11 protein-coding genes are annotated in these 12,319 nt (G+C 33.1%); all 11 read left to right on the forward strand.

Annotated elements, in window-relative coordinates:
• Positions 1–102 precede the first annotated feature (102 nt).
• The 11 genes from MST30_RS12725 to MST30_RS12775 all read left to right on the forward strand — a co-directional run bounded on the left by MST30_RS12725 (position 103) and on the right by MST30_RS12775 (position 12,248).
• Complete coding sequence (locus MST30_RS12725) at positions 103–1,716, forward strand: T9SS type A sorting domain-containing protein (RefSeq protein ID WP_243471782.1); 1,614 nt, start codon at positions 103–105, stop codon at positions 1,714–1,716.
• A 121-nt stretch (positions 1,717–1,837) separates the two neighbouring features.
• Positions 1,838–3,295 carry an NAD(P)/FAD-dependent oxidoreductase gene (locus MST30_RS12730; protein ID WP_243471783.1) on the forward strand — a complete coding sequence of 486 codons (1,458 nt, stop codon included), beginning with the start codon at positions 1,838–1,840 and terminating at the stop codon, positions 3,293–3,295.
• Between the two features lie 13 nt (positions 3,296–3,308).
• Positions 3,309–3,446, forward strand: coding sequence for a hypothetical protein (locus tag MST30_RS12735; RefSeq protein WP_171032517.1), 138 nt, complete (start codon positions 3,309–3,311; stop codon positions 3,444–3,446).
• A gap of 161 nt (positions 3,447–3,607) precedes the next feature.
• Entirely contained in the window at positions 3,608–4,240 is a 633-nt protein-coding gene (locus MST30_RS12740; protein WP_243471784.1) for a DUF2202 domain-containing protein, read from the forward strand.
• A gap of 111 nt (positions 4,241–4,351) precedes the next feature.
• Entirely contained in the window at positions 4,352–5,029 is a 678-nt protein-coding gene (locus MST30_RS12745; RefSeq protein ID WP_243471785.1) for a DUF6799 domain-containing protein, read from the forward strand.
• Positions 5,030–5,089: 60 nt separating this feature from the next.
• Positions 5,090–6,004 (forward strand): hypothetical protein, encoded by a 915-nt coding sequence (locus tag MST30_RS12750; protein WP_243471786.1) that lies wholly within the window; start codon positions 5,090–5,092, stop codon positions 6,002–6,004.
• Positions 6,005–6,095: 91 nt separating this feature from the next.
• Positions 6,096–7,409, forward strand: a complete 1,314-nt coding sequence (locus MST30_RS12755) for a TolC family protein (RefSeq protein WP_243471787.1) — start codon at positions 6,096–6,098, stop codon at positions 7,407–7,409.
• A gap of 1 nt (position 7,410) precedes the next feature.
• Positions 7,411–8,493 carry an efflux RND transporter periplasmic adaptor subunit gene (locus MST30_RS12760; protein ID WP_243471788.1) on the forward strand — a complete coding sequence of 361 codons (1,083 nt, stop codon included), beginning with the start codon at positions 7,411–7,413 and terminating at the stop codon, positions 8,491–8,493.
• 38 nt (positions 8,494–8,531) lie between these two features.
• A complete protein-coding gene (locus MST30_RS12765; RefSeq protein WP_243471789.1) occupies positions 8,532–11,726 on the forward strand; it encodes an efflux RND transporter permease subunit in 3,195 nt (1,064 codons plus the stop codon).
• Between the two features lies 1 nt (position 11,727).
• Positions 11,728–12,033: a hypothetical protein gene (locus MST30_RS12770; protein WP_243471790.1), complete on the forward strand. Its 306-nt coding sequence runs from the start codon at positions 11,728–11,730 to the stop codon at positions 12,031–12,033.
• 11 nt (positions 12,034–12,044) lie between these two features.
• Positions 12,045–12,248, forward strand: a complete 204-nt coding sequence (locus MST30_RS12775) for a YgaP family membrane protein (RefSeq protein ID WP_243471791.1) — start codon at positions 12,045–12,047, stop codon at positions 12,246–12,248.
• Positions 12,249–12,319 lie beyond the last annotated feature (71 nt).

The raw sequence follows: 12,319 nt of genomic DNA on the forward strand, positions 1-12,319 counted from the left end.
AGAAGAGCACCAATTAAGGTGCTCTTTTTTTATGTAACATTTGTAACAGCTTATATGAATTTAAATCATCAACTTCGATTAATTATTGCAAACTCACTTATAATGAAAATTAAAATTACTTTTCTGTCGATTCTTAGTCTAATAATTTTTAGTAGTAGTTATGCTCAAGAAGAGTTTACCGTTTTAATAGAGCCTATATCAATAACTAATGCACCGAGTGTGCATTCCTATTCTTGGGGAAAAACTTCTGATGGTAAATGGGTGATTATTGGCGGTAGAATAGATGGTTTGCACAGAAGACAGCCATTTGCTGCTTTTTTAGAAAATGATAACAATAAAAGCGTTTTTATAGTAGATCCTATTGCCAACCAAACGTGGAGTACATCTTTAAGTGTTTTGCAATCATCAATATTTGAGCAATTACAGTCCACAAATCAGGAGTTTTATCAAAAAGGGAACACATTATACATTATAGGTGGTTATGGTTTTAGTGCCACACAAAATGACCACATTACCTATGATAAATTAACAGCAATAGATATTGATGGTTTAGCTAATGCAGTTATTAATAGCACAACTATTTTGCCTTATTTTAGGCAGATTCCGGATAGTAATTTAGCCGTTACAGGAGGACAACTGGGACTTTTAAATGATGTCTTTTACTTATGTGGAGGGCAATATTTTGAAGGTAGATATAACCCTATGGGACCAAATAATGGACCAGGTTTTATTCAAAATTATACTGAAGAAATTAGAACCTTTCAAATTTTAGATGATGGTACAAACTTATCAATAACAAATTATTCAGCTCAAAGCGATACCAATAATTTACATCGACGAGACTATAATATGGCGCCTCAATTTTTTCCTGATGGATTTCGAGGTTTTACCATGTTTAGTGGTGTTTTTCAACATAATGTTGATTTACCTTGGCTAAATACTGTCGATGTTACACCATCTGGTTATACAGTTAATAATACATTTAATCAGTACTTAAGCCAATATCATAGCGCTAAAATTCCATTGTATGATGCTACTAATAATGCCATGCATACCTTATTTTTTGGAGGAATTAGTCAATATAAATTAGATGCAAATGATAATTTGATTCAGGATAACAATGTGCCTTTTGTAAAAACGATAAGTAAAGTAACAAGATTTAGTGATGGATCAATGGTGGAAAGCAGCCTTGGTATTGAAATGCCAACACTTTTAGGTTCAGGTGCTGAATTTATACCTGTGGATGATACAAATATTTATATAACTAAAGACATTGTAAATGTTAATAATCTACAGGAAGGGACAACATTAATAGGCTATATTTTTGGAGGTATAGAAAGTACACAAGAAAATATTTTCTTTATTAACACTGGCACACAGAGTAGTGCAAGTAATCTAGCTTTTAAGGTTTCAATATTAAAAAGCGCATTGAGTGTTGATGAAGTGCCACTTAACCCAAATAACATTTTTAATATAAAAGTTTACCCAAATCCTACAACTGATATGTTTTCAGTCGAAGTTTTTATTCCTAATACAGAACTAACCAAAATAGAGATTTTTGATTTGTTAGGTAAAAAAGTAAAGGAATCTATAGTAGAGGAAGGTATAGGCAATAAAATTATCCCAATGGACTTCTCTGATTTGGCTTCTGGAGAATATATTTTGATTTTCAAAAATGGATTAACCAAAATTGAAAAGAAAATTATCAAAATATAGCCATTATGATCTTCTACTGTAACATAGGTTACTGTAAAAGTGATTTTTATATCTAATCTTTACATAGGATAAAAAAACAAACTTCGTTTTAATCTCAAACTAACTTTATAATCTCAACGAAATGTCAAAAATAGTTGTTTTAGGAGCCGGGATTTCAGGGCATGTAGCAGCGTCTCACTTAAGACGTAAGCTATCAAAAGAACATGAAGTTGTTGTAGTATCGCCTAACAGTAATTACCAATGGATACCATCTAATATTTGGGTTGGTATTGGTAGAATGAAATCTAAACAAGTACTTTTTCCTTTGGCACCTTTATACAAGAAAAAAGGAATTATATATAAACAGGCTAAAGCAATTACTTTTCATCCTGAAGGAGATGCTAATGAATCAAAACCTTATGTGCTTTCAGAATATGTCTTTGGTGATAAAAAAGGAACAACGGAGAAAGTAACCTATGATTATTTAATAAATGCTACAGGCCCTAAACTAAATTTTGAAGCGACCGAAGGATTAATTCCAGGAGAAAATAAAGTGTATTCTGTTTGTACTTATGGTCATGCAGAGCATGCATGGGAAGGTTTAAACGGAGTTATTCAAAAACTAAAATCTGGGGAAAAAGCTAAAATTCTTATTGGTACTGGACACGGAAAAGCAACATGCCAAGGAGCAGCTTTTGAATACATTCTTAATGTAGAGCAAGAACTTAGACGCCATGGTGTAAGAGATAATGCTGAAATTACATGGATATCTAATGAATATCATTTAGGCGATTTTGGTATGGACGGTATGCTAATGAGTTACCATGGCATGACCATGAAATCTAGTGAAATGGTAGAAATGATTTTTGAGGATAGAGGCATAAAATGGATTTTAGGAGCAGGAGTTAATAAAATTGAAGATGGAATTGCGCATTACGAAAATCTTGACGGTGAGTTTAAAACCGAAACCTATGATTTTGCAATGTTAATTCCAGCATTTTCTGGTCATGGTTTTAAAGCTTATGATAAAAATGATAATGACATCACAGACAAGCTGTTCAAAGGATTTATGATTGTGGATGCTGATTATTCTTCAAAACCATATGAAGAATGGACTGTACAAGATTGGCCAGAAACCTATCAAAATCCAAATTATAAAAACATTTTTGCACCAGGTATAGCATTTGCACCTCCACATGCTATATCCAAACCAAGACAGAGTAAAAATGGTACAGCGATTTCTCCGTCGCCACCTCGTACAGGTATGCCATCTGGTATTACTGCAAAATTAGTGGCAGATAACATTATTGATAGTATAAAATCTGGTAAAGAATCACTGCAACACAAAGGTAGTTTAGGAAATATGGGAGCAGCTTGTATCGCTTCTGCAGGTTATGGAATGACACAAGGCAGTGGAGTAAGTATTACAACGTATCCCATTGTGCCAGATTATAAGAAATATCCAAAAACACAAGGGCGACAATTAGGAAAAACCTTCGGAGAGATTGGCTTAGCAGGTCATTGGCTAAAATTAGCATTGCATTATGCCTTTATATACAAAGCAAAAATGCGTCCATTTTGGTGGTTGATTCCTGAATAAAAAATTAAAAATTATGACACAAAGAATTTCAAAATATCAGCGTTTTAAAATGATGAATCCTATTTTACAGTTTTTTAAATTCATCTATTTGAGTATTAAAATAATGATTGTTGTTGCAGGTGGACATGGTGGAACGCGAAAGGTCGACTAGTTTGGTTAACTAGTTTTTTTGGTTAGTGTTAAGGTGTCTTGTTCAGGCATCTTGATTAAAAGAGAGCTTTTTTAAAAGCTCTCTTTTTTGTGTAACATTAGTAGCATCTTAATTGTATTTTATTTCAGAACTTTAATTATCAATTTTAAAATTAAAGTAAGATGAAAAAGTCATTATCAACTCAGGTTACAATATTGATTGTATTGATGCTATCATTATCTTTTCTATGTGCATGTAGTAATGATAATGAAGATAATAATAGTGCAAACACTATAAAACAAACTCTAACTGAATCAGATAAAAATGCTTTGCTATTTATGTTAGAGGAAGAAAAGTTAGCAAGAGATACTTATATATTTCTAAATAACGAATGGTCCTTAAACCAGTTTGCTAATATTAAGAATAGTGAGCAAACGCACATGAATGCAGTTGAGAGTTTATTAATTCAATACGATATAGAATACAATATTTTGCCAATTGGTGAATTTGCAAATCAGGATCTTCAAAATTTTTATGATCAATTTATTTTAGATGGCTCTGTAAGCCAGATAAATGCACTTAAAATAGGAGCAACTATCGAAGATCTAGACATAGTTGATTTGCAAAATTATATTGAAGATACAACCAATACAGACCTAATTTCAGTTTTTAATAGTCTGCGATGTGGTTCTAGAAATCACCTTAGAAGTTTTGTATTTGGTATCGAAAATTCTGGTAGTACTTATGAGCCTCAATTTTTAACTTCAGAGGAATATTATACTATAATTAACGGAAGCCATGAACGATGTAATTAACTATTTAGTTTAATTATAAATTATTGGTTTTTAAGTATTTCTGATTAATATCATGGTAGCAAAATTTTAATAACAATACATTTAACATGTTTAATTTAAATAAATAAAAAAATGAAAAATGCAATTTTAACAATAGTGTTAGTTGCGTTAAGTGCAACAACTATTTTCGCACAAGACAGAGACAGAGACCAAGTTAGGGATCAAGATCGTTTAATGTTGGTGGATGGTGATGTTTTACAAATTAGAGACCGAGATCAAGTACGTTTACAAGATCGAGTAACTTTAAATGATGGAACTGTATTAAATACAGATGGTACATATCAAACAAAAGAAAAGAAAAAATTAAAACTTCAAAACGGGCAATGTTTAGATATGAATGGTGTAATGTACCAAAATGAACACCAATACAGACAAATGGTACAAAAAGAGAATAAAGGTTTAACTAAAGAGCAAGTACAAGAAAGAAATCAAAACAGATCTCATTACATGCTTGTTGATGGTGAAGTTATTCAAATTCAAAATCAATCTCAATTGAGATTAGAAAATCAAATAAAGTTGGGTAATGGTACAGTTGTTAATCCAGATGGCTCTTATCAAACACAACAAAAAAAACAATTACGCTTACAAGAGGGAGAGTGTTTGAATATGGATGGTGAAATGTTTAAAAACACATATCAACATCGAAAAAAAATAGCCAAAAAAAATAAGCTGAATAATAAGAATAAGCTAAACAAAAAGGCTAATAAGAAAAATAAGGTTAACAAAAAGACCATGAATAAGGGTAACTAAAGAAATAAGGGATTTAAGTTTTTTTAAATCCCTTTTTCGATTTAACTAAAGTGTAAAGTGATGAAAAATTTTCAATATATGCTGGCACTTTTAGTCCTTTTACTTTTCAGTAATCATGTGATAGGTCAAAAAATTAAAAGTGTAAACCAGAACTCAAAAACAAAAGATTCTACAGAAGTTAAGCATGAAAAAGACTCAAGCTATGTGTCATTAAATCTCAGCTACATAAGCGATGCTGTTTTTTTAGGAAGAAAAGATTCTGTAGCTATGCCATATTTATATGCTTCGGCAATGTACCATCATAAGTCTGGTATTTATGGAATGGGCTCATTATCTTATATCACAAAAGCAAATGAAAGTAGAGTAGATTTGTTTTTGGCATCATTAGGGTACGATTTCTCATATAACAATTTTGATGGTGATATATCCATTACAAAGTATTTTTTCAATGAGGATAGTTATAATGTTATTTCTCAAGTTAGCGCTGATGTAACAGTAGTTTTAAGTTACGACTTTCAGTATTTTAACTTAGCCGCCACAGCCGCAAATTATTTTAATAATAATAGTACTTCAGATTTCTTCTTGTCTACAGAAGTAAGTCACGATTTCATAACACGTAATCAAAAGTTTCAAATATCACCTTCTGTTGGTTTGTATTTCGGATCTCAAAATTTCTATCAAGAGTATTATACTAATAGAGGAAGTAGTGGTCAAGGACAAGGCCAAGGTCAAGGAGGTACTGTAAACTCAACAAGTGGTTATAACATAACTGTAGAAGAGAGTGAAACATTTAATATAATGGCTATTGAGTTTGGCTTACCAGTTTGGTACGAAGCAGAGCCTTTTATCTTTATGTTTTACCCTACTTACGTCATCCCTCAAAGTCCATCAAGACTCATAGTAGATGATGTAGTTTATGAAGAAGACTTGGATCCTACATTATATTTTGTATTGGGTGTAAGTTTAAAAATATAAGCGCAGAAAAAAGCTTGTTTATTGCTTTAGTAACCTTTGTTACTAAGTGAAAGTTGAACGCAACTTAATTTTGAATCAAATTAAAAAAGAAATGTATAAACTAAAATATCTTATCACATTCGTTTTAGTAGGTTTTATATCTGGCAATTATGCTCAGGAAATACAACCTATTTCAAAGACTGAAGTATTGAATAGGGTTTCAGAGGCAAATCAACAGATAAAGATTTCGGTTGAAGCTTTTAATGAGGCCAAAGCAGATTACAGACAGACCAATGCTGTGTTTTTACCAAATATTAGTGTGTCTCACACTGCAATAGCTACTACAAATCCATTAATGGCTTTTGGTTCAAAACTAAATCAAGAGATTGTAACTCAAGCAGATTTTAATCCCGATGCGTTAAACAATCCTAGTCAAATTCAAAATTATGCTACGGTTTTCGAGTTTCAGCAACCATTAATTAATATGGATGGGTTTTATCAACGTAAAGCCGCAAAGTATAAAATGGAAGCTATGGCTTTGCAAACAGACAGAGTTAAGGATTATGTGAATTTTGAAGTCGAAAATGCCTATATGCAATTGCAATTGACATATAAGGCTGTGGCTGTATTAGAAAAAGCGTTAGAAGCAACAGAGGCAAATTTACAATTGGCACAAAACAGTTTTGACCAAGGCTACTTGCAAAGATCTGATGTGCTTTTGGTTGAAGTGAGAGTAACAGAGGTAAAGAATCAATTACAAACAGCAAGGAGTAATGTGAAAAATGCTTCAAACTACTTATCATTTTTAATGAATGATACTTCAGATGTGGTTTTAAAACCTCAGGACTCTCTACAGTTGGAAACTACTGTTTTAGAAACGGATAAAAGTCTTAATGAAGAACGTGCTGACATAAAAGCGATGCAATTAGCAGCCAATGCAAGAGAAACTATGTACAAGTCAGATAAAATGACATTTCTACCAACATTGAATGCCTTTGGTAGTTATCAATTGTATGACGATAGTTTATTTCAGTTTGGTGCTGATGGTTATTTGGTTGGTGCCGAATTAAAATGGAACATCCTTCAAGGTACCAAACGTTTTGGAAAAGCCAAAAAGTCCAAAGCTACTCTAGAAAAATCAAAATTAGAGTATCAGCAATATGTATCCAAAAGTCAATTAGAACTGAATAAAACTAAGCGATTACTTCAGGATATGGAAAGTAAACTACAGTTGTCAAAATTAGCCATGGAGCAATCTAAAGAAGCTTTAAGAATTAGAACAAACCGATTTAAAGAAGGCTTAGAAAAAACAACAGATTTGCTTATTGCAGAAACACAATTTGCACAAAAAGAACTCGAATATTACCAAACCATTTTTGAATATAATAGCACAAAAGCGTATTTAAATTTTTTAACTATAAACTAAAATGAAGACATTATCTATACATAAATTATTTGCCGTTATCACTTTACTAGGATTGTTAAGTTGTGGTAGCGAAGAAAAAAAAGCAGTTGCAGACAACTCGCCAGCTATTCCAGTAAAAGTAGCACAGGTTAGCGACAATAATGACAGTCCATTTTTAGCGGTAAGCGGAAAAATTCAGGCCGAAAACAGTGCTAATTTAAGTACAAGAATGATGGGTTACGTCAATAACGTACCTGTAAATGTTGGCGATAAAGTAAGCAAAGGACAATTGTTAGTAGCAATTAATAATGCTGATTTACAAGCGCAAAAGGCTCAGGTAAATGCAAATATCACAAAAGCTACAGCTGCATTTAATAACGCTAAAAAAGATTACGAGCGTTTTAAGTCGCTATTTGCTCAAAACAGTGCCTCTCAAAAAGAAATGGATGATATGACAGCCAATTACGAGATGGCAAAAGCAGGTCTTGAAGCTGCAAAACAAATGAAAAACGAAATTAACGCACAATTTGCTTACACAAATATTACTGCACCATTTAGCGGAGTTATTACAAGTAAAAATGTGAAGAAAGGCGATATGGCAAATCCAGGTCAGCCTTTAATTTCAATCGAAGCACCAGGTGATTTTGAAGTGGTTGCGATGGTTCCAGAAACCGAAATTTCAGAAATAAAAAAAGATACAAAAGTAAGTGTAAATGTAAAATCTATTAACCAAACTATTTCTGGAAAAGTTACTGAAGTTAGCACATCTGCAGCACAAACAGGCGGGCAATATTTAGTAAAGATAACCTTAGATAAAACCGATGCAAAAATTCTATCAGGAATGTTCACAACGGTACAATTTCCTATAGAAAGAAAAGCTGAAACTTCAATGGTTTTAATACCAAAAGAAGCTATTGTAAAAAACGGTCAATTAAGCGGCGTTTATACAGTAAGCCAAAGTAATACAGCTATTTTACGTTGGTTGCGTTTAGGTAGAACATTTGGAAATGAAGTAGAAGTATTATCTGGTTTAAACGCCAATGAAAGTTATATAGTTTCAGCTGAAGGAAAGTTGTTTAACGGAGCGAAAATCAATATTCAATAAGCAATCGCGGTAAGCATTAACAAGAAATTCAAGAAAAAATGAAAGAAGGTTTAGCAGGAAAAATTGCCAAAGTCTTTATGACATCGAAGCTTACAGTGCTTTTAATGATTGTTTTTATGGTCATTGGTGTGTACAGCTCGTTTTTAATTCCTCGTGAAGAAGAGCCGCAAATTGATGTGCCCATGGCAGATATTTTTGTAGGTTATCCTGGCGCAAGTCCAACCGAGGTTGAATCTAGAGTTATCAAGCCTTTAGAGCAATTAATTTCAAATATAAAAGGTGTAGAATATGTGTATTCTACGTCTATGAAAGAGCAAGGAATGGTCATCGTTCAGTTTTATGTTGGCGAAGATATCGAGCGTTCTTTTGTGAAATTATACAACGAAATCAATAAGCATATGGATCAAATGCCTGAAGGTGTTACGTTTCCATTAGTAAAAACACGTGCTATTGATGATGTACCAATGTTAGGTTTAACGTTGTGGAGTCAGAATTATGACGATTTCCAATTAGGGCAAATGGCTCAAGAATTAGAAGCCGAAATTAAAAAAGTGAATGATGTTGCCATCACACATAAAATAGGTGGAAGAGAACGTCAAATACGTGTGGTTTTAGATAAAGATAAATTAGCTAGTGCTGGATTAGACTTCTTATCGGTTTCTGAAATGATTAAAGCCAACAACGCTCAATTAAATAGTGGCACTTTTGATAAAAATGATACCGAATTTGTTGTAAACACTGGTAAGTTTTTAGAATCGATGACTGATGTTGAAAATTTAGTCGTTGGTGTTCAGCAAAATCAGCCCATTTATTTAAAACAAGTTGCGAAAATTGTTGATGGTCCTGAAGTACCACAAAATTACGTTAGTCTTGGTTTTGGTCAAGCAAGCGAAAAAGCAAGCGATTACAAATCAGAATATCCAGCAGTAACTATTTCGGTAGCAAAACGAAAAGGTGCAGATGCGATGAAAATTGCAGATGTCATCATTGATAAAGTAGATCATTTACGTAAAACCTTGATTCCTGATGATGTTCACGTAGAAATTACTAGAAATTATGGCGAAACAGCGTCACACAAAGTGTCTGAATTATTATTACACCTTATTGGTTCTATCATCGCAGTAACATTTGTTGTGATGTTGGCTATGGGTTGGCGTGGTGGATTGGTCGTGTTTTTATCGGTGCCAATTACATTCGCATTAACGCTGTTAAGCTACTATATGCTGGATTATACGCTTAACCGAATTACCTTATTCGCGTTAGTATTTGTAACAGGTATTGTGGTAGATGATTCCATTATCATTGCCGAAAATATGCATAGGCATTTTAAAATGAAACGCTTGCCATTCAAACAAGCGGCTCTTTATGCCAATAACGAAGTAGGTAACCCAACTATTTTAGCAACGTTTACCGTAATTGCATCTGTATTGCCTATGGCATTTGTATCTGGATTAATGGGACCATATATGGCGCCAATGCCAATTGGTGCGTCTATTGCAATGATTTTATCGTTATTTGTAGCATTAACCATAACACCATATTTAGGTTATATTTTCTTGCGTGAAAAAGATAAAAAAGGAGCAGAGGAGAAGCCTAAAAAACCATTAGAAGACACATTAATTTACAAGTTCTACGAAAAATTTGAGCGTCCGTTAATTGAGAGTTCCTCAAAACGTTGGTTGTTTTTAGGGTTGACTTTCATCTTGTTAATGGGAACAATGGTGATGTTCTTTACCAATTCGGTAGTTGTAAAAATGCTACCGTTTGATAACAAAAATGAATTTCAGGTAGTAATCGATATGCCAGAAGGGACGACCTTAGAGCGTACAGCGGTGGTAGCTCAAGAAATTTCGCAATATTTATCAACGCGACCAGAAGTGGTCAATTATCAGAATTACATTGGGACTTCGGCGCCAATTACTTTTAATGGTTTAGTACGTCACTACGATTTACGTGGTGGAAGTAATATGGCAGATATACAAGTAAATTTGATTGATAAAGGCGAGCGTAGTACGCAATCTCACGATATTGCTAAATTATTACGTCCTGAAATTCAAAAAATAGCTTCAAAATATAATGCGAATGTAAAAGTTGTTGAAGTGCCACCAGGACCACCAGTATTATCAACTTTAGTGGCTGAAATTTATGGTCCTGATTACGATAAGCAAATGGAAATTGCTAACGAAGTTCAAAATATTTTGAATAATACAGAAGATGTTGTTGACGTCGATTGGATGGTAGAAGCTGATCAAAAAGAATTTCAATTCACCATAGACAAAGAAAAAGCAATGCTTTACGGTGTAGCACCAAAGCAAATTGCATACACGATGAATATGGCATTGTCTAACAGACCTTTAACCGTGTTGTATGACGAAGATGCAGTAAATCAAATAGGTTTGGTGTTAGCTTTGGATGAAAAGGAAAAGTCAACTATTCAAGATATTTCACAGTTAAAAGTAAAATCGCAACAAGGTAACTTAGTACCAATTGTAGACTTGGTTGATATTACTGAAACGACAAGCGCAAAAAGCATTTATCGTAAAAATCAAAAGCGCGTGGTGTATGTGTTAGCTGATATGGCTGGTAAATTAGAAAGTCCTGCTTATGTTATTTTAGGAATGGAAGAGAAATTAAAATCAATCCCATTACCACAAGGCTATGAGATTAATGAAATGTATTTAGGACAGCCAGAATTTGAAGATGATTACACCGTAAAATGGGATGGAGAATGGCAAATTACCTTGGAAGTATTTAGAGATTTAGGAATAGCATTTTTAGGAGCAATTGCTTTAATCTACATCTTAATTGTAGGTTGGTTCCAAAACTTTAAAGCACCAGTAGTTATGATGGTTGCCATACCATTATCGATGATTGGTATTATACTAGGTCACTGGTTGATGGGCGCATTTTTCACCGCAACATCATTTATTGGAATGATTGCGTTAGCGGGAATTATGGTACGTAATTCGGTATTACTCATCGACTTTATTAATCTAAGGTTAGAAGAAGGCGTGCCATTAAAACAAGCAGTAATAGAAGCAGGAGCAGTGCGTACAACACCAATTTTATTAACTGCAGGAACAGTAGTAATAGGTGCATTCGTCATCTTATTTGACCCGATCTTTCAAGGATTAGCTATTTCGTTAATGGGCGGAACTATTGTTTCGACTGTATTAACCTTATTAGTAGTGCCTTTAGTGTATTATATGATAGAACGTAAAAAACACAAGTAAAATGAAATTAGTTATTGTAACAGCAGTAGAAGAGTTTCAAAATGAAGTTTTGAAATTATTCAAAAGTGCCAATATAGATAGTTTTAGTGCGTCAGATATAGATGGCTACAAAAACATACCAAACTTATTGGCAACATCAAGTTGGTTTCCTAGCGTTAAGGGAGGAAGCGAATCTCATATGTTTTTCTCATTTACAGAAGAAGAGCAAATAGAGCGTCTATTTCATCTTATTGCAGAATTTAATTCAAAAATTGAAACCAATAATCCTATCAGAGGAGTTGTATTACCTATTGAAAAATATATTTAAAATTTAAAATTATGATTAACAGATACATTAGAGCAATCGCAGGAACATTTGTCATTATAAGTGTCCTTTTAGGCATGTATGTCAATGAAAATTGGTTATGGTTTACCATTTTTGTTGGAGCCAATTTATTGCAGTCATCAATCACCAAATGGTGTTTAATGGAAGATATTTTAAGAAAAGTAGGGATTAAAGACTCAAAAGAATCCTGTAATTAATAGCAACTAGAGTGTTAAAAAAAGTCCAGTGCCTATTTTGGGTCTGGGCTTTTTTTTATGTAAATATTTGA

This window comes from Winogradskyella sp. MH6 (assembly GCF_022810765.1).
Lineage (GTDB): Bacteria > Bacteroidota > Bacteroidia > Flavobacteriales > Flavobacteriaceae > Winogradskyella.